We start from the raw sequence: 22,556 nt of genomic DNA, 5'->3' as shown, positions 1-22,556 counted from the left end.
CATTTCCTTTCGGTTCGAACAATGGTGCTCGGATAACGACCCGCCCGTTGCGAGGGTGCGTGCCATCGCCCAAAAGGCCGTACGAGCGAGTCCGGCGTGATTTCCGGCCCGATTTCTGCCAAAGTTCACTCCTGTTTTGTCCCCTTGATCGAAAATGGAGACAGGGTCATGGGTTCCTCCCGCAGAATCCTCGGCACGCTCGGTCTGCTGTCCTGCCTCACCCTTTCCGTGACCGCCCCGATGGCGTGGGCGGCGCCCGGTCCCAAGGAGCTGCCCCGGGTTCCGTTCACCCAGCGTTACCATGCCGTGCAGCACGGCGGGCTGGTGCGGGCCTCCAACTCCGGCATCAGCTGCCGCAGGGAGGAGTCCCCGCAGGCCGAGCCCTGCGCCGAGGTGAAGCGCGGCGCGGCCGGGGTCAACAGCGACTTCGAGATGTTCTACAGCGAGGTCGACAAGGACCCGGACACCTACAACTCCACCCGCGCCGAGCTCAAGGTCCCGCAGGGCGCGAAGGTCTCGTACGCCCGCCTCTACTGGGGTGGGAACCTGCGGGTCGGCGAGCAGAAGCCGCCGGAGGACAACGGCCGGGTGCTGGTCGCCGAGCCCGGCGGCGCGTACAAGGAGGTCCTGGCCGACACGGTGATGGGTCACCGCTCGGACGCGGGCAGCGATGCCTACCAGGCCTCCGCCGACGTGACCCCGCTGGTCCGCAAGGGCGGCGCGGGCCTGTGGACGGTGGCCCAGCTCAACATCGCCATGGGCCACTCCGAAGTGGGCGCCTGGGGCGGCTGGACGCTGGTCGTCGCCTACGAGCACCCGCAGGAGCCGCTGCGCCGGATCTCGCTGTGGGACGGCTTCGAGGGGATCGCCGCCCGCGCCGGGGACGGGACGGTCGAGATCGAGGGCCTGAACGCGCCGGCCGGGTCCGCGGGCCGGGTCGGGGTGGTCGCCTACGACGGGGACCGCGGCACCCTCGGGGACTCACTCACCGTGACGGCCGACAGTGGGCGCCGGGTGAGCCTCAGCGACGGAGAAAATCCTTTTAATGATGTTATGAATTCCACGATCACGGAATTCGGCGACCAGTCGTTCGTGCGACAGCCCGAACACGTGAACAATCTCGGATATGACGCGGACGTGTTCGACCTGAGTCCCGCCCTGTCCGGTGGCGCCCGCAGCCTGAACTTCAGGTTCACGGGTGAAAGTCAGGGTCATTTCCTCGGTGTGCTCTTCGTTCAGACAGACGCGCGCCGCTGAACGTAGGAGACCGCTCCACGTGCCCACACAACCTCGTGCCGCACAGCCCACGACCGTCCTCCATCTCGTCCAGCCCGTCGACGGCGGTGTGGCCAGGGTCGTCACCGACCTCGTCCGCGCCCAGACCGCCGACGGCCTCCGTGCCGTCGTCGGCTGCCCGCCCGGCGGCACCCTCGGCGGCTCCGCCCGTTCCGCCGGCGCCGAGGTGCTCACCTGGCGGGCCGGGCGGGCTCCGGGACCCGGGCTGCCCGCCGAGGTGCTCGGCGCCCGGCAGCTGCTCCGCCGGGTGCGGCCCGACCTGCTGCACGCCCACAGCGCCAAGGCCGGACTCGCCGGGCGGCTCGCCGCGCGCGGCACCGTGCCCACCGTCTTCCAGCCCCACGCCTGGTCCTTCGACGCGGTCGGCGGGGCCACCGGCGCGCTCGCCCTGCGCTGGGAGCGGTACGGGGCCCGCTGGGCCGACCGGGTGCTCTGCGTCAGCGAGGCCGAACGCCGCGCGGGCGAGACCGAGGGCATCACCGCCCGCTGGTCGGTGATCCGCAACGGCGTGGACCTGGACCACTTCCGCCCCGGCGGACCGGACCCCGGAGAGGACCGGGCCCGGGCGCGCGCCGAACTGTCGCTGCCCGCCGCCTTCCTGGAGAGCCTGACGGCCGGGGGTCCGCTCGCCGTCTGCGTGGGCCGGATCTGCCTCCAGAAGGGGCAGGACATCCTGCTGCGGGCCTGGCCGGAGCTGCTGGGCACCGTCCCCGGAGCCCGTCTCGCCCTCGTCGGCGACGGCCCCGACGCCGAACGGCTGCGTCGAACGTCCCCACCCGGCGTGCTCTTCGCGGGCGCCGCCGCCGACATCCGACCGTGGCTTCGGGCCGCCGATCTCGTTGTACTGCCGTCGCGGTGGGAAGGCATGGCGCTCGCCCCGCTCGAAGCCATGGCCTGTGGTCGGCCGGTCCTGGTCTCCGACGTCAGCGGCGCCCGGGAGAGCCTGCCGCCCGGTCAGGGACGCCAGTGCCTGGTGCCGCCGGAGGACCCGACGGCGCTGGCCAAGGCCCTGGGGCGGCTGCTCGCCGAGCCGCGGCTCCTCGCCGAACTGGGGGAGCAGGCCCGGCAGCACGCCCGGACCGACTTCGACGTGCGGCGGACCACCGAAGCGGTCACCGGCCTGTACCACGAACTGCTGGGCAGGCCCCGGCCCTTGAACCAGGAGCGCATCAGCCGATGACGATGGACAGCGCACCCGCCCGGCACACCGGGCAGGGCGGCAAGGGGCCCGCCGGCGGTAGCGCCTTCGCGCCCGCGCCACACGCGGCGGGCCGCCGCTCCGCGACCGCCATCCACCCCCCGCGCGGGCCCAGGACGGACCAGGCCAGGTCCGCCGTGCGCCCGCAGCGGGTCCGTCGCCGCGGCCGGGTGCTGCCGCTGCTCACCGCCGACGCGCTGGCCGCCGTACTCACCGCGACCACCCTGCCCGCACCGGCGCTGCCGGCCCCGGTGGCGGTCCCGGCCGTCGCCGCCCTCCCCCTGCTGCTCGCCGCGCTGCACGCGCAGGCGGGGCTGTACCGGCCGCGGCTCGCGCCCTCCGCGCTCCTGGAACTGCCCGCCCTGGCCGGCCGGTCCGCCGTCCTGTGGTGCGGGGCGGCCGCCGTACTGGCCGCCGTGGACCCGGCGCGGGCGCTCGGCTGGAACCTCCTCTTCACCGCCGTCTGCCTCCAGGTCGTCCTGGCCTGCGCCGGACGCGGCCTCGTCAACCAGCTCCAGCGCCGCGCGGCCGTCCGTCGGCCCGCCTCCGCCCTCGTCGTCGGACCCGGCGCCGGGGCGGCCGCGGTGGCCGCCGCCCTCCACGGCCGCCCCGAGTTCGGGCTGCGCCCGGTCGGCCTCGCCGACACCTCGGCCGGCGCCGAGGCCGACAGCGGCGCCCTGCCCCACCTCGCCACCCACGAGGACATCCGGCGCGCGGTCATCCAGAACTCCGTCCGGCACGCGGTGTTCACCCGCCCGCCGGAGGCGGACGAGCGCACCGCCTCCCTCGTCCGGCTCTTCCACGACCACGGCTGCCGGCTGTGGCTCGCCGACCCGGCCGGCACCGCCAAGGTCACCGGGATGCGCCTCGCGCACCCCGCCGACCAGTTGTGGGGGTACGCCGTGCAGCCGCTGCTGCCGCGCCCGGCCCGGCCGCTGGAGCGCTGGGCCAAGCGGGGCATCGACTCGGTGCTCGCGCTGGTCGCGCTGGTCGCCGCCGCACCGGTGATGGGGCTGTGCGCGCTGGCCGTACGGCTCTGGGACGGGCCGGGGGTGATCTTCCGGCAGGAGCGGGTCGGCCTCTACGGACGCCCCTTCACCCTGCTGAAGTTCCGTACCCTGCGCGCCGACGAGCACGAGGCCGCCACCCGCTGGACCGTCGCGGGCGACCGCGGGATGAGCCCGGTGGGCTCCTTCCTGCGCAAGTCCTCGCTGGACGAGCTGCCGCAGCTGTGGAACGTCGTGCGCGGCGACATGAGCCTGGTCGGACCCCGCCCCGAACGGCCCTTCTTCGTCGCGAAGTTCTCCACCGTCCACCCCGGCTACGAGGCCCGCCACCGGATGCCCGTCGGCATCACCGGCCTCGCCCAGATCAACGGCCTGCGCGGGGACACCTCCATCGAGGACCGCGCCCGCTTCGACAACCACTACATCGACACCTGGTCGCTGTGGCAGGACCTGTGGATCCTCGCCCGCACGGCGGCCTCCTTCTTCCGCTTCCGGCTGGGGGGCAGCTGATGAGCCTCGTCGTCCCCGGTCACCGGGCCCTGCCCGGACTGCCGGACCTGCTGCGCCGGCACTGGCCGCTGCTGCCGCTCGCCGCGACCGTGCTGTTCCTGCTCGCCCCGCTCCCGGCGGGGGACGCGACCGCCTCGGGGAAGGTCGGCCCGGCCGACGCCGCCTCGCTGCTGCTGGCGTTCGTCTGCGCGGTGCAGGCGCTGCGCGGCCGGGTGCGGGCGTTGACCCCGCTCGGCGTGCTCGTGCTGGGCACGCCGGCCGTGGGCCTCGCCATCGCGACGATGACCGCGGGGGACCCGTACGCCGCCCTGCCGGGCTTCGTCCGCTACCTCCAGGTCTTCGTGCTCGTCCCGGCGGCCGTGGTGCTGCTGGTGCGCGACGCCGCGGAGTTCCGGCTGGCCGCCGGGTGCTTCGTGGTCCTGGCGCTGGTGCAGGGCGCGGTGGGGGTCGTCCAGTACGCCACCCACACCGGGGCCTCCTACCAGGGCCAGGACGTCCGCGCCGTGGGCACCTTCGGCCCCGGTGACGTCATGGGCATGGCCACCGTGGTGGCGTACGGGCTGATCGTGGCCACGGCGGTCGGGCTGGCGCCCGGGCTGCCGCGGCGGGTCCGGCGGATCGGCGGGGCCGCGGCCCTGGTGCTGGTGCTGCCGCTGGTGCTGTCGTTCAGCCGGGGCGTGTGGATCGCCACCGCCGGCGCGGCGGTGCTCGTCATGGTGCTGGCCGGGATCCGGCGGGCGCTGAAGGTGCTCCTCGCGCTCGCCGCGGCGGGTGTGGTCCTGGTGGGCGGGCTCGGTGTCGGCTCCGACATGGTCGCCGAGCGGCTGACGTCCATCACCCAGGTCTCCAGCGCCCCCGACCAGTCGGTGACCGACCGCTACACGATGTGGGCGGCGGCCGAGTCCATGTGGCGCGAGCGGCCCGCGGTGGGGGTGGGGCTGAAGGGCTTCCCGGCCCACCGCGACGGGCACTCCTCGCTGGGGCTCTCCTCCGGCAGTGACACCGCGGGTGCGGGACAGGCGTACCTGCGCCAGCCGCTGCTCTCCCCGCACAACATGTACCTGCTGGTCCTGAGCGAGCAGGGGCTGATCGGGCTGATCGCGCTGGCGGGCGGCTGGGCCGCGCTGCTGGTGGCGGGGCTCCGGCGGCTCGCGGCCCGCGAGGGCATGCGGGACTGCGGGCTGATCGCGATCGGGCTGTTCGTGTGGCAGCTCACCGACTTCCTCTACGCGGACATCGGGGGGCCGTCCACGGTCCTCACCGGGGTGATCATCGGCCTGGCGGCCTGGTGGGCGCTGCCCTCGCCGCAGGACGCGGGTCCACCGCGCGCGGCGGCCGACGGTGCGGGTGCACGGGGTAGGGCCCCCGGGGTTGCGGCTCGCCCGTGACGGACACCACGCCTTGGCGGCCCGCCTCCGGCCCCCCGGCCGGGGCGGGCCACGCCCGTGTCCCGGGTGCCCCGGACTCCCGTACCCCGCGGACGGTCCCCGGCCGCGCGGCCGGACGCCGGGCCGGGCAGGACCCGGCCGGTGCCGTGCCGGGCGGCGAGCCGGCCGTGCGGGAGGGCCTGCTCGGCTCCGCCGGCCACGCCCGGAACGTCCCCGTGGCCGGGTCACCCGGCGCCGGGGCGGACCCGGCCACCCCCGGTCCGGCCGTCGCGCGGCCGGGCCAGGGCGGCCACGGGCCGGCGCCCCGTCCGGCCACCGCGGCCGATCCGGCCGTACCCGTTCCGGCGACCCCGCGGCCCGTCGCCCGCGCCGTGCCGGGGCGTGACGTTGGCGCGGGGGTGTCCCGTTCGGCCGGAACGCCAGTGGCGCCGGGTGCGCGTGCGCGGGGTCCGGTGGATCCCGGCTTCGTCGCCGGTGCCGCGCCGGGCGGCGAGCCGGCCGTGCGGCAGCCCGTGTTCGGCTCCGCCGGCTATCCGGGCGGCGCGTCGGGACGGCGCAGCGTACGGGTACCGGCGCACGCCACGGGCACGCCGGCCGACGCGCCCGAAGCCCCGACGCAGGCGGCCGGCCGGCCGAGTCGCGCCCGTCGCGCGGGCCGGCCCGGCGCGGCCGGCGCCCCCGGCAGCCCCGGCGGCAGCCGGACCGTCGGGGGCGGCGAGCTCCCCGATCCCGCCACCCCCGGCGGGAGTCCGCCGCTCGGACGGTTCCTGGCGAAGGCCGCCGCGGTCACCGCCGGGCTCACCGCCGCCGGCGCGGTGTTCGGGCTCGTGCGCGACCAGACCATCGCGCACCTCTTCGGGGCCGGGCACGACAGCGACGCCTTCCTGATCGCCTGGACCGTGCCCGAGATGGCCTCGACGCTGCTCATCGAGGACGCCATGGCGCTGCTGATGGTGCCCGCGTTCAGCCACGCCCTGGCCCGGCGGGCCGCCAGCCGGGCCGGCCTCACCCGCAAGGAGGCCCGCGCGCAGGACCCCGTACGGCTGCTCGTGGGGGCCACCCTGCCCCGGCTCGCCGTGTTCGTGGCCGCCGTCGCCTCGCTGCTCATCGTGGCCGCGCCGGCGGTCGTCGCCGTGCTCGCGCCCGGCCTGCCCGACCCCGAACTGGCCGTTCAGTGCACCCGGATGACGGCCCTGACCGTCATCTCCTTCGGCATCGCCGGATACTTCAGCGCCGCGCTGCGAGCCCACCGCTCCTTCGTGCCGCCCGCCGCGATCTACGTCTCGTACAACGTCGGGATCATCGGCACCATGGTCGCCCTCCACGCCCTGTGGGGGGTGCGGGCGGCCGCCGCGGGAGTCGCCGTCGGCGGGCTGCTGATGGTCCTCGTCCAGCTGCCCGCCTTCATCCGCAACGTGGGCTTCGGCCCGCCCCGCGCCAGGAGGGCCCCGCGCAGCCAGCGCGACCGCGACCGCCCCACCCTCATCGCCTTCGGGGTCATCGCCCCGGTGATCTTCTTCGCCGTCTTCCGGCAGTCGCAGGTGCTCGTCGAGCGGTTCCTGGCCGCCTCGCTGCCGCCCGGGGCGATCTCGCACCTCAACTACGCGCAGAAGGTCGCGCAGATGCCGATGGTGCTCTCCCTGATGATCTGCACCGTCACCTTCCCCGTCGTCGCCCAGGCCATGGCCGGCGGAGAGCTGGAGAAGGCGCGGCGCCGCGTGGAGCAGGACCTCGCGCTGGCCTCGCTCGCCGTCCTCGTGGGCACCGCCCTCGTCATCGGCTACGCGCCCCAGATCATCCAGGTCCTCTTCGAACGCGGCGCCTTCACCCACCAGGACACCCTCGCCACCGCCTCCGTCATGCGGGTCTACGGGCTCGGACTCCTCGGCCACTGCCTCGTCGGGGCACTGTCCCGGCCCTTCTTCTCGACCGCCCGGCCCACCTGGTTCCCGGCGTTCGCGATGGGCGCCGGACTGCTCGTCAACATCGTGGCCGGAGCCTTCGCCGTCGGCTGGTGGGGGACCTACGGGATCGCCGCCGCCAACGCCGCCGGCATCACCACCACCGCCGCCCTGCTGCTCACCGGGCTCGGCTCGCGGATCATCGCCATCCAGGTCCGCCGGGTCGCCGTCAGCATCGGACGGCTCGCCGTCGCCGCCGTCGCGGCCTGCGCCACCGGCTGGATCGCCGGGCCGATGATCCCCGACCCGATGCTCAGCGCCGCCCTCGGCTGCCTGCTGGTCCCGGCCATGTTCGGAGCCACCGGCATGGCCATACGCGCCCTCGAAGTCACCGCCCTGCCCGGTCAGATCTCCCAGTTCACGCAGAGGTTCCGCAATGTCCGCTGACACCGACACGGCCCCCGCCGCCGTGCTGGTCCCCGCCCGCCGGACCGCTTCGCCGTGGGTCCTGATGTACCACTCGGTCGCCGAGTTCACCGACCCCGCCGAGGACCCGTACGGCATCACCGTCACCCCGCAGACGCTGGAGGCACAGCTGCTGTGGCTGGACTCCCGCGGCCTGCGCGGGGTCTCGGTCGGCGAACTCCTCCGGGCCCGGGCGGCCGGCCGCGGCGCCGGGCTGGTCGGGCTGACCTTCGACGACGGCTACACCGACTTCCTCACGCACGCGCTGCCGCTGCTGCGCCGCCACGAGTTCACCTCCACCCTCTTCGTGCTGCCCGGGCGGCTCGGCGTGGACAACGTGTGGGACCCGCTGGGCCCGCGCAAGTCCCTGCTCACCGCCGAGGGCATCCGCGAAGTCGCCGACGCCGGACAGGAGATCGGCTCGCACGGTCTGCTCCACCAGGACCTCACCGCGGCCCCCGACGACGTCCTCCAGCAGGAGCTCCGCGGCAGCCGCGACCTGCTGCGCGAGCTGACCGGAACCCTGCCCGAGGGGTTCTGCTACCCCTACGGGCACCTCGACGCCCGGGTCGTCGACGCCACCCGCGCGGCAGGCTACGCGTACGCCTGCGCGATCGATCCCGGCCGGCTCGCCGGCCCGCACGCCCTGCCCCGCACCCACGTCAGCCAGGCCGACGGCGGCGCCCGGCTGCGGATCAAGCAGCTGCGCCACCAGGCGCAGGAGCTGCGTCGCCGGGCGGTGCGCCGGTGAAGGCCCTGCACATCATCACCGGCCTCGGGGTCGGCGGCGCCGAGCAGCAACTGCGGCTGCTGCTGAGGCACATGCCGATGCAGTGCGACGTGCTGACGCTGACCAACCCCGGGCCGGTGGCCGAGGGGCTGCGCGCCGACGGGGTGCGGGTCGTGCACCTGGGGATGCGGGGCAACCGGGACCTGGGGGCGCTGCCGCGGCTGGTGCGGTTCATCCGGCGCGGCGAGTACGACCTCGTGCACACCCACCTGTACCGGGCCTGCGTCTACGGGCGCCTCGCGGCCCGGCTCGCGGGCGTCCGGGCGACCGTGGCCACCGAACACTCCCTCGGCGAGGGCGAGATCGAGGGCCGGCCGCTGTCCGGCGGGGTGCGGGCCCTGTACCTGGCCTCCGAACGCCTCGGCGCGGCGACCGTGGCCGTGTCCGACACCGTCGCCGCCCGGCTGGAGGGGTGGGGGGTGCCGGCCGCGCGGGTGCACGTCGTGCCGAACGGCATCGAGGCCGTCCGCTTCCGCTTCGAGGAGGGCGTCCGGCGCTCCACCCGGGCCCGGACCGGCCTGCCCGAACGCGCCTTCGTCGTCGGCGGGGTCGGGCGGCTGGTGCCGGGCAAGCGGTTCGACGTCCTGGTGCGGGCCGTGGCCGCGCTGCCGGGGGCGCACCTGCTGCTGGCCGGGGACGGGCCGGAGCGGGCGGGGCTGCGCCGGCTGGCCGCCGAGCTCGGCGCGCAGAGCCGGATCCACCTGCTGGGGGAGCGCGACCCGCTGGGCGACAGCGCGGACGGCCGCACCCCGGGCATCCCGGCGCTGCTGGCCGCCATGGACGTCTTCGTCTCCCCCTCGCGGGAGGAGGCCTTCGGGCTCGCGGTCGTGGAGGCGCTGGCCGCCGGACTCCCCGTCCTGCACGTGACCTGCCCGGCCATCGACGACCTGCCCGCCGCCCAGGCCCCCGGAGCCCGCCGCATCGGCACCGGCACGGAGGAACTGGTCGCGGCGCTGCGCGGGCACATGGAGGCGGGAGCGCGCCGGCTGCCCCCGCCGCCGGTGGTCCGCCGCTACGACATCGCCCGCAGCGCGCGGCAGCTGCTGGACGTGTACGACCTCGCCCTCTCGGCCGCGCCGGGCACCGCCGGGGCCGCCCGGAGTCCGGGCGGCCAGGGCGCGCAGCCCGTTCCGGGCGTTCCGGGCGCTGCGAACCCGTCGGGTCCGCCGGGCCCGGGCCAGGCCGGCCCGGACCCCTCGGTGCCCGAGCCGGCGCTGCCGGAGCCGTCGGTCCCGGGCGCCGCCGTGCCCGGGCGGGGGCCCGGCGCCGCGGCCGCCACCGGAACCGTCGTCGGGGCCCGGCGCAAGCCGGCCGGCCCCGGACCGGCGGATCCGACCGGAACCGGCTGAACCGTCCCCTCCCCGAACCACCCTCCACCCAGGAAGCGAGCACGCTCATGGCCGAGACGGCCGATCAGAAGAAGTCCGACAAGAAGCCCGAGCAGAAGCCGGAGCAGAAGGCCGAGAGGAAGACCGCCGAGCGCAAGCCGGACCACCGCTCCGAGCGGAGGTCGAGGCGGCGGCTGCCGAAGCCGCCCGCCTGGTGGCCGCTGCCCGTGTGCGCCGCGCTGGGGCTGGCCGCGGGCGGGGCGTACGGGGTGCTCAAGACCCCCGAGTACGCCGCCACCAGCTACGTCGTCGCCGTGCCCGACGAGACCACGGAGCCGGCCACCGCCCTCGGCTTCGCGCAGGCGTACGCTCGGATCGCCACCAGCAGTTCCACCCTCGGCTACGCCCAGCCCCGCGCGGGCGTCACCGCCCGCCAGCTGCGGACCCAGGTACGGGCCGAGACCTCGCCCGAGTCCCCGATGATCGCCATCACGGGCACCTCGAAGAGCCCGTCCGAAGCCGCCGACATCGCGAACGCCGTGGCCGACGCCCTGTCGCTGAGCAGCAACCAGGCCGCCAAGAACACCGGGGTCCAGCTGCTCCTCTTCAACCAGGCCGTGGCGCCGACCGAGCCGGCCTCCCCGTCCGCCGCCATCAGCGGCGCCGTCGGGATGTGCGCCGGCGGGCTGCTCGGCGGGCTGTGGCTGCTCGCCCGGCCGGGCCGGGCGCGGCGCTCCGAGGAGCCCGGGGACCGGCCCGCGGTCCAGGCCCCGGCCCGGGCCGTGGCCGCGGCGCCGGCCGAGCCCGCGGTGGCTTCCCCGGTGGAGGAGTACGCCTCGCTCCCCGCCCAGGGTGAGCCCACCTCGGCCAAGGAGAAGGAGTCCGTGCGATGAGTTCGGGCTCCGCCGGGGCCCTGTCGGTGACGCTGTGCCGCGACCCCCGGCAGTTCGCCGCGCTGGAGGAGTCGTGGAACCGGCTCTTCCGCGGCTGTCCCACCGCCACCCCCTTCCAGAGCCACGCCTGGCTGCACTCCTGGTGGCTGTCGTACGGGAAGGACGGCCGGCTCCGGATCGTCCTCGTCCGGCGCGGCGAGGAACTGGTCGGCGCGGCCGCGCTGATGCTCGTCCACCGGCCGATGCCGCTGCTGGTGCCGCTCGGCGGCCCCATCACCGACTACTTCGACGTGCTCGTGGCCGCGGAGCACGCCGGGCAGGTCGTCCCGGCGCTGGCCCACGGGCTGCACCGGGCCGCCCGCCGGGCCGTCGTCGACCTGCGCGAGGTGCGTCCCGGTGCGGCCGCCGAGGAGCTGTACCGGCAGTGGCCCGGGGTCCGCGCCCGGCTCGCCGACTCCACGTGCATGGAGCTGCCCACGCTGCCCTTCGACGAACTGGTCAAACGCATGCCGGCCTCCGGCGCCCAACGGGTGCGGGCCAAGCTGCGCAAGACCGACGCGGCCGGGATCGAGGAACACGAGGTCACCGAGCAGGAAGTGCCGCGTGCCGTACGGACCCTGCTGCGGCTGCACGAGAAGCAGTGGCGCGGCCGCGGGGTGACCCCCGAACACCTGAGGCCCCGCTTCGCCGAACACCTGACCCGGGCCACCCGGCGGATGGTGCGGGCGGGGGAGGGCCGGCTGACGGAGTTCCGGCTGGACGGGAAGGTGGTCGCGGCCAACGTCACGCTGCTGTCGGCCGGACTCAGCGGCGGCTACCTGTACGGCGCCGACCCGGACCTGCGGACCCGGAAGGTGGACGTGGCGACGCTGCTGCTGCGCTACGAGGCCGGGCGGGCCCTCGCCGAGGGCAGGCCGGTGGTGAGCTTCCTGCGCGGCAACGAGCCGTACAAGAACCACTGGCGGCCCGAGACGGTCGTGAACCAGCGGTTCCTGCTGGCCACCAGCGCGCTCGCGCCCCTGCTGCGGCTGCACGAGTCGCAGCTGACGGGGCGCGAGCGGGCGGTGGACGCGCTGCGGGAGGCGTTGCCGGCCGCCAGGGACTGGCGGGCGCGGCTCAACGAACTGCGGGTGCGATGACCCGTCTAGAAGGGCCAGAAGCCGACGTCCTTGCGCCAGTCGAGCCTGATGCAGACCGACTGCTTGCCGACCAGCTTGGAGAGCCACTCGCCGAAGTTGAGCGGCACGCACCACTGCGAGCTGTTGACCGGCGGCTGCGGCTGGGGCAGGGGCTTCGGCGGCGTGGGGTCGGGGTCGGGCTTCGGCACGGCGGGCGTGGGCACGACGGGCGGAGCGGAGGGCGAGGGCGAGGGCGACTGGGCCGGGACCTCGGGCGACGGCTCGGGCACCTCGGGGGTCGGGACCTCGGGGCTCGGGACGAGCGGGCTGGGCGTGACGGGCGTCGGCACCTCGGGCTTCGGGGTGACGGGTGCCGGGACCTCGGGGCTCGGGGTGACGGGTGCCGGGACCTCCGGGCTCGGGCTGACCGGCGTGGGGACGAGCGGACTCGGCGTCACCGGGCTCGGCGTCACCGGGCTGGGGGCCACGGGCGAGGGCTTGGGGACCTCGGGCGTCGGGACCTGCGGCGTCGGGACCTGCGGCGTCGGGACGTCGGGAGTGGGGACCGTGGGCGTGGGGATCTGCGGGGTCGGGACCTGGGGCGTCGGGACCGACGGCGTGGGCACGACCGGCGTGGGCACCACGGGGGTCGGGACCACCGGGGTCGGGACCACCGGCGTGGGCACCACCGGGGTCGGGATCACCGGGCCGGGCCGCTCGGGCGTCAGCGCGTCGCGGAAGGCCTTCGAGGACTCCGGGTTCTGCTTGCACTGCCACACGCCGTGCGGGCAGTAGTCGGTGATGGTGTGGTAGAGCGGCTTGTGCTGCTCGATCCACTTCAGCATGCGGCGTACGTACTCCGGATTGTCCCCGCGGCGGAAGAGTCCCCACTCCGGGTACGAGATCTCCTTCCCGTGTTCCTTCGCGAAGTCGACGTGCTTCTGGAGCCCGTACGGCTGGGTGATCTGGTCGTCGAAGGTCCTGCCGGGAGCCTGGTCGTACGAATCCATGCCGATGATGTCGACCACGTCGTCACCCGGGTAGCAGTTCGTCCAGCCGATGGCGTCCGTACCCCGGTTCGGGGCGAAGTCGAACTTGAACTCCGCTCCGGGCACCGCGCGCATCGTGGTGACGATGCGCTTCCAGTACGCCTTCCAGTTCTCCGGGTCGGGCGCGCAGCGGTGGGTGTAGGTGACGCCGTTCATCTCCCAGCCGAGCACGATGACCGTGTCCGGGACGCCCAGCGCCACCAGCCGCTCGGCGAGCCTGCGGAAGTGCCCGTCGTAGCGCCCGTGGGCGCCCGCCCTGATCAGCCGCGCCACCTCGTAGTCGGGCACGCGGCTCTCGTTCCGTTCCTGCATGGGCACGTTGAGGACGAACATCCGGTCGTCCTCGGCCTGGCGCCATTCGGCCCAGTCCTCCAGGAACGAGACCCGGCCCTCGATGCCGGCCCACTGGTCACCGGGGAGATAGGTGTGTCCGACCCGGATCTCCCTGCCGCCCAGCCAGTTCGACAGGTGCGGGATCCGGGCCACTCCCGGCGGCCCGAAGTCGAGGTAGGCGCCCATGGCGATGTCGGAGCCCTTCGACTGGTCCTCACCCGGAGCCGCGAGCGCGGCGCCGGTGGCGAGCAGTCCGGCCGTGACCGTACCGATGCAGGTGCTCGCCAGTCGGCGGCGTGGTCTGGGCATGGCGTCTCCCGAGCTTTCCTGAATCGGTGTGCTTGCCCAAGACGTTAGGCATCAGATCTGACGAATGGCCTGTTCGGTGACCGCCGCGTAGGCCATTAGCAGGTGCACACCACCCCCGCTTGGTCCGACTAGGTGAAAGACACCGTTGCCATGCACGCGTATCTCAACCATGTGCCCGCCGTTGTGCTCAGACTCGATCGGAATCCGTTCCACCACGGAACCCTCGGCGCCGTCAGATCCCTTGGCCGCAAGGGCGTGGAGGTCCATGCCGTCGTCGAGGCCGGGGGAGGTCCCATGGGGCGTTCGCGGTACCTGCGCGCCGTGCACGCCGGGCCGGCCGGCGGGTTGGACCCGGAGGCGCCCGAGGCGCTGCTGGAGTGCCTGACCGGGGTGTCGGAGCGGATCGGCCGTCAGGCCGTGCTCATCGCCATGGACGACCTGAGCGCCATCGCCGTGTCCCGGGTCGCGCCCATGCTCCACGAACGGTTCCGGATCCCCCATCAGCCCGACAACCTGCCCGCCCGGGTGGCCGACAAGGCCGAGCTGTCGCGGCTCTGTTCGCGCTGGGACGTCCCGCACCCGGAGACCGTGATCCCGGCGAGCGGGGCCGAGGCGGCCGAGGCGGCCTGGCGGCTCGGCCTGCCGGTGGTCGCCAAGTGGAGCCGGCCCTGGCTGCTGCCCAGCGGGGCCGACGGGCTGCGGAGCACCACGCTGGTGCACACCGCCGCCGAGGCGCGCCGGCTGTACGAGCGCTCCGCGGAGGCCGGCAGCCGGCTGCTGCTCCAGCGGTTCCTGCCGGCCGGTCCCGACACCGACTGGTTCTTCCACGGTGCCTTCGCCCGGGGCGGGCGTCCGCTGCTCGCGGGATCGGGCCGCAAGGAGCTGTCCTGGCCGGTGCGGACGGGGCTGACGGCGGTGGGGCGCTGGCTGCCTGATCCGGCGGTGGAGGCGGCGGCGCTGCGGCTCGCCGAACGGCTGGGCTACCAGGGGATCCTGGACCTGGACTTCCGCCGGGACGAGCAGGGCTGCTTCCGGCTGGTGGACTTCAACCCGCGGCCGGGCGCGCAGTTCCGGCTGTTCACGGACGCGGCCGGGCTGGACGTGGTCCAGGCGATGTACCTCGATCTGACGGGCCAACGGGTCCCGCGGCCCTCGGGCGGTCCGGGCCGGGTGTTCGTCGCCGAGAACTACGCGCTGCTGGCGGCGGTCCGGGGCGGTGCGCTGCCGCGCCGCCGGGCGGCGGAGCACGTGGTGGGTTCCGCCGGTCCGGCAGCGGCGGCCGGCCGGCCGGACGGCGACGGGGAGCAGGTCCCGCCGATGGTCCCCGGCCGGCGGGGCGGCCCGGGGCGGGCCACGGGGCCCGAGCCGGAGACGAAGGCCCGCCCGGACCACCCCGGCGCCGCGGCCGGTGCGCAGCCGGCGCCGGCGGACCGGCCCGTGCGGCCGGTGCGCGGCGGCGGGGTCGAGACGGCCTGGTTCGCCGCCGACGACCTGCTGCCGTTCCTGGCGATGCTCGGCGCCTTCCTCGGGCGCGGCGCGGGCAAGGGGGTACGGGTCCTGCGCGGGGTCCCGGCGCAGGGCCGCCGCACGGCGCGCGCGGTCGTCCGTACGCCCCGCCAGCGCGGGGAGCAGCCCGCCGCCGCTCCCCCTTCCGCGCCCGCTTCGGCTCCGGCCTCCGGGTCCGCCTCCCGGCCCGTCCCGCCGGAGGCGTCGGCCGAGCCGGACGAGCTGGTGACGCGTTGACCAGGGCCGGCGCGGCGGACCGGGCCGGGCCGGTCACCATCGAGCTGGAGGAGCGGGCGTGACGCGGATCGACGACCTCGTGGTGATCGGCGCGGGCCCGTACGGGCTGTCCGTCGCCGCCCACGCGGCGGGCGCGGGGCTCGGCGTACGGCTGCTGGGCCGGCCCATGGCCTCGTGGCGCGACCACATGCCCGACGGCATGTACCTGAAGTCGGAGCCCTGGTCCTCCAACCTGTCGGCGCCGGACGGGCGGCACACCCTCGCCGATTACTGCGCCACGCGCGGAATGACCGCGGAACACGGCACTCCGCTGCCGATCGACACGTTCAGCGCGTACGGGATGTGGTTCGCCCGGCAGGCCGCACCCGAGGTGGAGGAGGTGACCGTCACGGAGGTGACCCCGCAGGGCGACGGCTTCCGCGTCCGCACCGCCGAGGGACCGCCCCTGCTCGCCCGCACGGTCGCCCTCGCGGTCGGGGTGATGCCCTTCGTCCACCACCCCGAGGGGCTGCGCGAGCTCCCGCCCGCCCACTACTCGCACAGCAGCGGCCACCGCGACCTGACCCGCTTCGCCGGCCGCGAGGTCGCCGTGCTCGGCGCCGGGCAGGCCGCCCTGGAGACCGCCGCCCTGCTGGCCGAGCAGGGCGCCCGGCCGTGCCTGGTCGCCCGGCGCTCCCGGCTGAACTGGAACACCGTCCCGCAGCCCCTGGAGCGGCCCGCGCTGCGCGCCCTGCGCGATCCGCACAGCGGCCTCGGCACCGGCTGGCGCAGCTGGGTGTGGTCGGAGCTGCCCTGGGCGGTGCGCCGGCTGCCCGCGGCCACCCGGGAGCGGATCGCGGCGACCGCGCTGGGCCCGGCCGGCGCCTGGTGGCTGCGGGACCGCTTCGAGCGGCGCGTCCCCGCGCTGCTCGGGCACCGGCTGCACCGGGCGGTCGCGGTGGGCGAGCGCACCCGGCTCGGGCTGTCCACCCGGGCGGGGGAGTCCGTGGTCCTGGACGTCGCGCACGTCATCGCGGCCACCGGTTTCGTGCCGGACCTGGCCCGGCTGGAGCTGCTCGACGCGGGGCTGCGGGCGGGCCTGGAGACCGTGGGGAACAGCGGGGCGCCGGAGCTGAGCCCCTGCTTCGAGTCCTCGTGGCCCGGGCTGTTCTTCGCGGGGCTGCTGACGGCTCCCTCATTCGGCCCTTCCATGCGATTCGTGCACGGCGCGGGCTTCACGGCGGGGAGACTGGTGAGAGGAGTCCGCAAGCGCCTCGGCGCCCGGGGTCCGCGGCCGGGCTCCACCGGTGTCGCCCGGTTCGACAGGGCTGCTTACCCCGGGCGTCCTCCGGGGGTACCCCCAGGGCATCCGACGACATATCTGCGGTGAGATCCGCGGTGAGAGGGGTCCGTGATGAGCGCGGAGCGAGCACAGGGCCGCGGCTGGGTACGCATTCCCGCCAGCCGCGCGGAACAGCCCGCCACGACGGCCAGGGCCGGCGGGTTCGAGCGCGCCCCCCACGCGGCTCCGTACGCGGGCCCGTACGGGGGCCCGTACGCGAGTGCCCCGGCCGCCGACCCGGCCACGATCTACCTGTCGGTCGTCAAGCGCTGGCGGGAGGCCGGGCGCACCCTTCCGGGGCATCCTGACGAGGAGTGGGAGCGGCTGATCTCGCAGCCGTGCTGGCCCGGCCGTTAGGTGGTGGGGAAGGTGGCAGCGGCGGAGCGCGAGGGACCGGAGCCGGTCCGGCGGCCCCCCGTGACCGCGCCGGGGGAGCGGCTCGCGCTGAACGGCATGGGCAGCTTCGAGTGGGACCTCGACTCCGGGACGGTGGTGCTGGACGAGGCCGCGATGGCCGTCTTCGACCTGGGGCCGGGGGAGTTCGACGGCACCCCGGAGGGGGTCGGGCTGCACATCCGGCCCGAGGACGGGGTGCGGCTGACCGAGGCCATCGCGGGGGTCCTGGAGAGCGGTGGGGACACGTACGGCGCGTACTTCACGGTGCAACGGCGCGACGGCCTCGACCAGTGGACGCACACCTCGGGCCGGGTCCTGCGGGACGGCGACGGGCAGCCGCAGTGCATCGTCGGGATCGTCCGGGACGCGACGGCGGAGCTGGCCCACGCGACGCTGCTGCGCAAGCTGGAGGCGGCGCGCGCCCAGCAGACGACGATCGTGCAGCGGACCACGGAGGCCCTGTCGAGGGCGGTGACGGTGGACGACGTCACGGCCGCGCTGACGGGCGCGGGCGCGCTGGAGCGGCTGGGTGCGGACGGGCTGGCCCTGGGACTGGTCGAGGGCGGCACCATCAAGATCATCGCGTTGAGCGGGGAGTCGCTGGAGATCCTCGGCGAGCGCCGGTTCACCCGGCTGGACGGCTCGCTGCCGCTGTCACACGCGGTACTCACCCGGCAGGCACGTTTCGTCACCTCGCTGGCCGAGCTCGGCGCCGAGTTCCCGCTCCTCGCGGACTACCTGAACCGGATCCGGTTCGACGCGGCCGCCTACCTGCCGCTGATCGCGCAGGCCAAGGCCATCGGCGGGCTGGTCCTGTTCTACCGGCGGCGCAGCGAGTTCAGTCCGGAGGAGCGCAACCTCTGCCTGGGCCTGGCCGGCATCGTGGCCCAGTCCCTCCAGCGGGCGCTCCTCTTCGACCAGGAGCGGGAGTTCGCCACGGGCCTGCAGGCCGCCATGCTGCCCCGCCGGATCCCGGACATCACCGGCGGCGAGATCGCGGTCCGTTACCACGCCGCCTGGAGCGGGCGGGAGGTCGGCGGCGACTGGTACGACGTGATCGCGCTGCCCCGCGACCGCGTCGGCATCGTGGTGGGCGACGTACAGGGCCACGACACGCACGCGGCGGCCATCATGGGCCAGCTGCGGATCGCGCTGCGGGCGTACGCGGGGGAGGGCCATCCGCCGTCCACGGTGCTGGCCCGGGCCTCGCGCTTCCTCGCCGAGCTGGACACCGAGCGCTTCGCCACCTGCATGTACGCGCAGGTGGACCTGGAGACCGGAGGCGTACGGGCGGTCCGCGCGGGCCATCTCGGACCGCTGATCCGGCACACGGACGGGCGAACCGGCTGGCCCAACGTGCGCGGCGGCCTGCCGCTCGGGGTGGCCTCGGCCTTCGCGCAGGAGGAGTTCCCCGAGACCCGGCTCGACCTGGTCCCCGGGGAGACCCTCGTGCTGTGCACGGACGGCCTGGTGGAGGAGCCGGGCACGACCATCACCCAGGGCATGGAAGCCCTCGCGCAGGCGGTGCGCAGCGGCCCGCAGGCGCCCGAGGCACTCGCCGACCACCTCTCGGACCGGCTCTGGGAGCGCTGGGGCTCCGGCGACGACGTGGCCCTGCTGGTGCTGCGCCGGGCCCCCGACCCGGGCACCCACCGGGCGCCGCGCATCCACCAGTACGTCCACCAGGCCGACCCGGAAGGCCTCTCGGAGGCCCGGTACGCCCTGCGCCAGGCGCTGCGCGACTGGGGGATGCCCGAGCTCGCCGACGACGTGGAGCTGGCCGCCGGGGAGCTGCTGGTCAACGCCCTCCTGCACACCGACGGCGGGGCGGTGCTGACCATGGAGGTGCTGCCGGAGCCGGTCCGGCGGATCCGGCTGTGGGTCAAGGACCGCTCCAGCGTGTGGCCGCGCCGGCGCACCCCGGGCGAGGCGGCCACCACGGGACGGGGACTGCTGCTGGTGGACGCGCTGGCCACGCACTGGGGTGTGGAGTCGCGGGGCGACGGCAAGGCGGTGTGGTGCGAGTTCTCCGTCGGCGGCAGCCCCCGGAGCGCCGAGTGACCGTCCGATCACCCCGGGTTGTGGGGTGCCGGGGGCGGGGGGATGATGCGGTCCATGGAACGGATCGTGTGGTGCGCGGGCTGAGCAGGGCCGCCGTGACGGGAGTCCTGGCGCTGGTCCTGCTGGCGGCGGGAGCGCCGACCGTCGTGGACTGGACGACAGGGCGTCCGCACGCGGACGCCGAGTGCCGGTCGGTGGCCTTCATGTCGATGACGGACGTCGCACGCGAGTGCCGCTGACGGTGGCCGCCGCTGCCGGGCCGGGAGGCCGGTCCCGGCAGCGGCGGCCACCGGAGGGCGGGCCGTGCGACGGGCCCGCTGGCGTGCGGTCGCTCAGTGCCCCTCGCGGACGTCGACGTCCGCACTGTCCTCGGCGACGGTGGTGACCGACCGCGGCATGAGGCCGGAGAGCCGGATCTCCTGGAGCTCCCCGGTGACCGTCGCGTGACCCGGGCGCACGTGCACGAAGGAGCCCGGCGCGTGGGCGACCCACCTGCGCTCCGCGCCGTCGCAGACGACCTCTTCCGCACCGAGGCTGAGCCGGGTGCCGTCCTGTACGAGGGTCGCCTTGATCTGCATCGCCCCCCTGGGTGACGCCTGCTCGCAGTGGTAGGTGCCGGAAAGGACGACGCCGCCGTCCTGCGTGAGGCGGGCCTCGGGGTACACGGAAATGCCCTGATCGAAAACGGTGGCCCCGGCCGGGACGGTGAATACCGTCGTGGCGGCCAGTGCGGAGAGGGCTGCCAGTGTCATTCGGCGGCCGGACATGCGCATTCTTCCTCCAGATGGATCGGGGTGACGGGAATCCGCCGGAACGCATTGTGCTGGCAGTTGGCCGCAACCGGACGCACGCACCCCCCGGGCGCACTCGTGTCGGTGAGTGCAATTGCCCGCTCGGGCGCGTGAGACTGACCGAAATACATCCCCGAAGGGATCCCGAATGCGTCAGTCCGCCGTCCGTCGCCACATCCCCGTCCTCGCCGCCACCCTCCTCCCGTTCCTCCTCTTCGGTGCCACGGCCTGCCAGAGCGCTCCCGGGGAAGCCGCGCTCGCCCCGGCCGTGGCGCCCGCCGTCCCGGTCGACGACGGGGCGCCGGGCGGGGAGGCACCCGCAGGGCCCGCTGCGAAGGCCGCCCATGTGGGTGACTCCGTACGGGTGGACGGTACGCAGGTCGGGCGGCACCTCCAGGCCGAGCTCGCCGCGTACGTGGACCCGGCGATCAGCGTCGAGAAGAACTACGCCCCGCCCGCGGGCAAGCGCTGGGTGGCCGCCCGGATGTCCTTCGTCAACGTGGGCGGGGCCTCGTACGGGGCGCTCGGACGCGTGTGGGCGCACGACAGCGCGGGCGGGCGCCACCCGGTGGTGCCCACCGGCGAGCTGACCACCGGCAAACCACTCGTCTTCGATTCCCTCGAGGTGGGTGAGCGGGCCGAGGGATGGGTGGTGTTCGAAATCCCGGAAAACGCGCGCATTGTGCGTCTCCAGTACCAGGACGCGAACATGCAGGCGAATTCCGGAGGGGGATCCTGGGAGGTCTAGCCCGCCCGGGTGAAAGGCCGTGAAAGGCCCGGGGGCAGGACCACTAGGGTGCGGCGCATGACTTCTACTCAAGCCGAAATCGACAGGTCCCAGCTCGGCACCCTTTCGGTGCTCGCCTGGATCGGCGACCCCTCCGAGGCGCACGACATCCCGTACCTCCTCGCCTACACCCTCGGCGACGGCCCGGGGGGCCGGGAGGCCGGCGAGGCGGCGGCGCGCGGGCTGCTGGAGGAGATCGGCCTGCCCATCGGCGACGTCGTCATGGACGGCACCCGCAACCCGGCCGCCTTCCCGGTGCAGATCCTGCTGGAGGGCAACCAGATCGCGCTCACCCTCCCGGGGATGAACGCGCAGTGCACCGCCCCCGACGAGTGGGTCGCCGCCGCGGACGAGAGCGGGCAGGCCTACTTCCTCTTCGCCACGCGCGCCTGGCCCGAGGCGGTCCCCGGGCAGCCGGTCGACGCGCAGACCCTGCAGGCGTTCGCGGGCGACGAGTCCGTGCTCACGGGCAGCGCCCACTGCGTCCTCGCCGTGCGGCGCCTGCAGAAGTAGCCGCACCCCGGGTGCCGCCACCACCCGCTCCGGCCGCCGGGCCCCCAGCCTGCCCGGTGGCCGGTCCCGCTCCGTCCCGGGCGGCGTCAGGGGCGTTCGAAGGCGAACTTGAGCGAACGGACCCGGTTGTCGAAGTTCGACCCCGCCAGATCCGGCAGACCCACCGCGCGCAGCCCGACCGGCCGGGTGAGCAGCTCGCGGAAGAGCGCCTTCATCTCCACCCGGGCCAGGTGCGCGCCCAGGCAGAAGTGCGGGCCGCCGCCGCCGAACCCCAGGTGCGGATTGGGCGAGCGGGTGATGTCGAAGGCGTCCGGATCGGGGAAGACCGCCTCGTCGCGGTTGGCGGACGCGTAGTACAGCACCACCTTGTCGCCCGGCCGGAACACGTGCCCGTCCATGGTGTGCTCGGCGGCCACCGTCCGGCGGAACTGGATGATCGGCGTCGAGTGGCGGATCATCTCGTCCACCGCGCCGTCCGCGTACTTCTCGAAGTCCGAGAGCAGCAGGTCCCGCTGGTCCGGGTGGTCGGTGAGCAGCGTCAGCCCGTGGGTGATCGCATTGCGGGTGGTCTCCACCCCGGCGACCATCAAGAGGGAGAAGAACGCACCGAGTTGCCGGGCCCCGAGGGCCTGGCCGTCCACGTTCGCGCAGACCAGCGCCGAGATCAGGTCGTCGGTGGGGTTCTTGCGCCGCTCCCGGCCGATGCCCGCCACCATCCGCTGCATGCGGGCGAGCGCGCGCAGCCCGCGCCCGGGCATCCGCAGACGGGCCGTCAGGCCCCTTTCGACGCCGATGTTCTCCGAGGCGTGGTTGACGCGGTCGGCGATCTCCGCGCGGTAGCGCTCCGGGATGCCCATCATGTTGCAGATGACGTCCAGGGGGAGCCGGGAGGCCACCGCCGAGACGAACTCGTCCGGTTCGTCGGCGAGCACGTCGTCCACGATGCGGGCCGCCACCGCGTGGATGTCCTCCTCGGCCGCGGCCAGCAGGCGGGGCGTGAACGCCCGCTGGACGATCTTGCGGAGCTGGGCGTGGTCGGGGCCGTCCAGATTGACCATCGAGTCGCCGAACAGCGCACGGACCCAGCGGGCCGGCTCGGGGGTGGTCACACCGGGGGCACTGGCGAAGACCTTGGGGAGGCGACTGGCCTCCTGCACCTGGGAGTGCCGTACGAGGGCCCAGTGCCCGCTCCCTTCGGGGACGAAGACGGGCGGGCCGACGGCCCGCAGGCGGGCGAACGCGGCGAGTCGATGGGCGGGGGGCTGCTGCCAGAAACCGGGCTCGGCCAGTTCCCTGCCGGGGTCCTCGCCGGGGCGTTGCGGGGGGAGTGTCATGGCCTGGAAACGGTGGCGGGGGCGC

The 22,556-nt window shown here is 74.9% G+C and carries 19 protein-coding genes; 16 read left to right on the top strand and 3 right to left on the bottom strand.

Annotated features, from left to right (window positions below):
• The first annotated feature begins 168 nt into the window (after positions 1-168).
• The 9 genes from ACZ6JT_RS24350 (at position 169) to ACZ6JT_RS24310 (ending at position 11,915) form a co-directional block, all read left to right on the top strand.
• Positions 169-1,257, top strand: a complete 1,089-nt coding sequence (locus tag ACZ6JT_RS24350) for a DUF3344 domain-containing protein (protein ID WP_469212813.1) — start codon at positions 169-171, stop codon at positions 1,255-1,257.
• Between the two features lie 19 nt (positions 1,258-1,276).
• The gene (locus tag ACZ6JT_RS24345; RefSeq protein ID WP_469212811.1) at positions 1,277-2,476 is read left to right on the top strand and encodes a glycosyltransferase; all 1,200 of its coding nucleotides are present in this window, start codon (positions 1,277-1,279) and stop codon (positions 2,474-2,476) included.
• The gene (locus ACZ6JT_RS24340) at positions 2,473-4,011 is read left to right on the top strand and encodes an exopolysaccharide biosynthesis polyprenyl glycosylphosphotransferase (protein ID WP_469212809.1); all 1,539 of its coding nucleotides are present in this window, start codon (positions 2,473-2,475) and stop codon (positions 4,009-4,011) included. The genes ACZ6JT_RS24345 and ACZ6JT_RS24340 overlap by 4 nt, the downstream gene beginning before the upstream one ends.
• The gene (locus ACZ6JT_RS24335) at positions 4,011-5,399 is read left to right on the top strand and encodes an O-antigen ligase family protein (RefSeq protein WP_469212807.1); all 1,389 of its coding nucleotides are present in this window, start codon (positions 4,011-4,013) and stop codon (positions 5,397-5,399) included. Before ACZ6JT_RS24340 ends, ACZ6JT_RS24335 begins: the two co-directional genes overlap by 1 nt.
• A gap of 512 nt (positions 5,400-5,911) precedes the next feature.
• Positions 5,912-7,747 carry a murein biosynthesis integral membrane protein MurJ gene (gene murJ, locus ACZ6JT_RS24330; RefSeq protein WP_469213274.1) on the top strand — a complete coding sequence of 612 codons (1,836 nt, stop codon included), beginning with the start codon at positions 5,912-5,914 and terminating at the stop codon, positions 7,745-7,747.
• Positions 7,737-8,516 carry a polysaccharide deacetylase family protein gene (locus ACZ6JT_RS24325; RefSeq protein WP_376616517.1) on the top strand — a complete coding sequence of 260 codons (780 nt, stop codon included), beginning with the start codon at positions 7,737-7,739 and terminating at the stop codon, positions 8,514-8,516. Before murJ ends, ACZ6JT_RS24325 begins: the two co-directional genes overlap by 11 nt.
• On the top strand, positions 8,513-9,904 hold the full coding sequence (locus ACZ6JT_RS24320) for a glycosyltransferase (RefSeq protein WP_469212804.1): 1,392 nt from the start codon (positions 8,513-8,515) through the stop codon (positions 9,902-9,904). Before ACZ6JT_RS24325 ends, ACZ6JT_RS24320 begins: the two co-directional genes overlap by 4 nt.
• A 47-nt stretch (positions 9,905-9,951) precedes the next feature.
• A complete protein-coding gene (locus ACZ6JT_RS24315) occupies positions 9,952-10,776 on the top strand; it encodes a YveK family protein (RefSeq protein WP_469212803.1) in 825 nt (274 codons plus the stop codon).
• Entirely contained in the window at positions 10,773-11,915 is a 1,143-nt protein-coding gene (locus ACZ6JT_RS24310; protein ID WP_469212801.1) for a GNAT family N-acetyltransferase, read from the top strand. Before ACZ6JT_RS24315 ends, ACZ6JT_RS24310 begins: the two co-directional genes overlap by 4 nt.
• Positions 11,916-11,920: 5 nt before the next feature.
• On the opposite strand, the gene ACZ6JT_RS24305 is transcribed toward ACZ6JT_RS24310, so the two are convergent.
• A complete protein-coding gene (locus ACZ6JT_RS24305; protein WP_469212799.1) occupies positions 11,921-13,585 on the bottom strand; it encodes a glycoside hydrolase family 26 protein in 1,665 nt (554 codons plus the stop codon).
• Between the two features lie 294 nt (positions 13,586-13,879).
• Here ACZ6JT_RS24305 and ACZ6JT_RS24300 point away from each other — a divergent pair, with 294 nt between their 5' ends.
• The 5 genes from ACZ6JT_RS24300 to ACZ6JT_RS24280 all read left to right on the top strand — a co-directional run bounded on the left by ACZ6JT_RS24300 (position 13,880) and on the right by ACZ6JT_RS24280 (position 19,345).
• Positions 13,880-15,328: a carboxylate--amine ligase gene (locus tag ACZ6JT_RS24300; RefSeq protein WP_469212797.1), complete on the top strand. Its 1,449-nt coding sequence runs from the start codon at positions 13,880-13,882 to the stop codon at positions 15,326-15,328.
• 67 nt (positions 15,329-15,395) lie between these two features.
• A complete protein-coding gene (locus tag ACZ6JT_RS24295; RefSeq protein WP_469213272.1) occupies positions 15,396-16,697 on the top strand; it encodes an NAD(P)-binding domain-containing protein in 1,302 nt (433 codons plus the stop codon).
• Positions 16,698-16,721: 24 nt separating this feature from the next.
• Positions 16,722-17,006: a hypothetical protein gene (locus tag ACZ6JT_RS24290; RefSeq protein ID WP_362855849.1), complete on the top strand. Its 285-nt coding sequence runs from the start codon at positions 16,722-16,724 to the stop codon at positions 17,004-17,006.
• A 12-nt stretch (positions 17,007-17,018) separates the two neighbouring features.
• Positions 17,019-19,106, top strand: a complete 2,088-nt coding sequence (locus ACZ6JT_RS24285) for a SpoIIE family protein phosphatase (protein ID WP_469212795.1) — start codon at positions 17,019-17,021, stop codon at positions 19,104-19,106.
• A gap of 71 nt (positions 19,107-19,177) precedes the next feature.
• On the top strand, positions 19,178-19,345 hold the full coding sequence (locus tag ACZ6JT_RS24280; RefSeq protein WP_469212794.1) for a hypothetical protein: 168 nt from the start codon (positions 19,178-19,180) through the stop codon (positions 19,343-19,345).
• Positions 19,346-19,438: 93 nt separating this feature from the next.
• Here ACZ6JT_RS24280 and ACZ6JT_RS24275 read toward each other — a convergent pair whose 3' ends face one another.
• The gene (locus tag ACZ6JT_RS24275) at positions 19,439-19,873 is read right to left on the bottom strand and encodes a DUF6299 family protein (protein WP_469212792.1); all 435 of its coding nucleotides are present in this window, start codon (positions 19,871-19,873) and stop codon (positions 19,439-19,441) included.
• A 172-nt stretch (positions 19,874-20,045) separates the two neighbouring features.
• On the opposite strand from ACZ6JT_RS24275, the gene ACZ6JT_RS24270 reads away from it, so the two are divergent.
• Both ACZ6JT_RS24270 and ACZ6JT_RS24265 read left to right on the top strand, forming a co-directional pair.
• The gene (locus ACZ6JT_RS24270; protein ID WP_469212790.1) at positions 20,046-20,645 is read left to right on the top strand and encodes a DUF4352 domain-containing protein; all 600 of its coding nucleotides are present in this window, start codon (positions 20,046-20,048) and stop codon (positions 20,643-20,645) included.
• A gap of 57 nt (positions 20,646-20,702) precedes the next feature.
• Positions 20,703-21,197 (top strand): DUF5949 family protein, encoded by a 495-nt coding sequence (locus ACZ6JT_RS24265; RefSeq protein ID WP_469212789.1) that lies wholly within the window; start codon positions 20,703-20,705, stop codon positions 21,195-21,197.
• An 86-nt stretch (positions 21,198-21,283) separates the two neighbouring features.
• On the opposite strand, the gene ACZ6JT_RS24260 is transcribed toward ACZ6JT_RS24265, so the two are convergent.
• A complete protein-coding gene (locus ACZ6JT_RS24260) occupies positions 21,284-22,531 on the bottom strand; it encodes a cytochrome P450 (RefSeq protein ID WP_469212787.1) in 1,248 nt (415 codons plus the stop codon).
• Positions 22,532-22,556 lie beyond the last annotated feature (25 nt).

The sequence above is a fragment of the Streptomyces sp. NPDC046308 genome (assembly GCF_055588065.1).
Note: the sequence above shows the minus strand (reverse complement) of the source record. Positions and strands in the feature narration are given on the sequence as shown.

Excerpts from the sequence above, each read along its gene's own strand:
- ACZ6JT_RS24350 (WP_469212813.1), top strand. The coding sequence starts at position 169 with ATGGGTTCCTCCCGCAGAATCCTCGGCACGCTCGGTCTGCTGTCCTGC.
- ACZ6JT_RS24340 (WP_469212809.1), top strand. The coding sequence starts at position 2,473 with ATGACGATGGACAGCGCACCCGCCCGGCACACCGGGCAGGGCGGCAAG.
- ACZ6JT_RS24335 (WP_469212807.1), top strand. The coding sequence starts at position 4,011 with ATGAGCCTCGTCGTCCCCGGTCACCGGGCCCTGCCCGGACTGCCGGAC.
- ACZ6JT_RS24325 (WP_376616517.1), top strand. The coding sequence starts at position 7,737 with ATGTCCGCTGACACCGACACGGCCCCCGCCGCCGTGCTGGTCCCCGCC.
- ACZ6JT_RS24315 (WP_469212803.1), top strand. The coding sequence starts at position 9,952 with ATGGCCGAGACGGCCGATCAGAAGAAGTCCGACAAGAAGCCCGAGCAG.
- ACZ6JT_RS24310 (WP_469212801.1), top strand. The coding sequence starts at position 10,773 with ATGAGTTCGGGCTCCGCCGGGGCCCTGTCGGTGACGCTGTGCCGCGAC.
- ACZ6JT_RS24305 (WP_469212799.1), bottom strand. The coding sequence starts at position 13,585 with ATGCCCAGACCACGCCGCCGACTGGCGAGCACCTGCATCGGTACGGTC.
- ACZ6JT_RS24300 (WP_469212797.1), top strand. The coding sequence starts at position 13,880 with ATGGGGCGTTCGCGGTACCTGCGCGCCGTGCACGCCGGGCCGGCCGGC.
- ACZ6JT_RS24290 (WP_362855849.1), top strand. The coding sequence starts at position 16,722 with ATGAGCGCGGAGCGAGCACAGGGCCGCGGCTGGGTACGCATTCCCGCC.
- ACZ6JT_RS24275 (WP_469212792.1), bottom strand. The coding sequence starts at position 19,873 with ATGTCCGGCCGCCGAATGACACTGGCAGCCCTCTCCGCACTGGCCGCC.
- ACZ6JT_RS24270 (WP_469212790.1), top strand. The coding sequence starts at position 20,046 with ATGCGTCAGTCCGCCGTCCGTCGCCACATCCCCGTCCTCGCCGCCACC.
- ACZ6JT_RS24265 (WP_469212789.1), top strand. The coding sequence starts at position 20,703 with ATGACTTCTACTCAAGCCGAAATCGACAGGTCCCAGCTCGGCACCCTT.
- ACZ6JT_RS24260 (WP_469212787.1), bottom strand. The coding sequence starts at position 22,531 with ATGACACTCCCCCCGCAACGCCCCGGCGAGGACCCCGGCAGGGAACTG.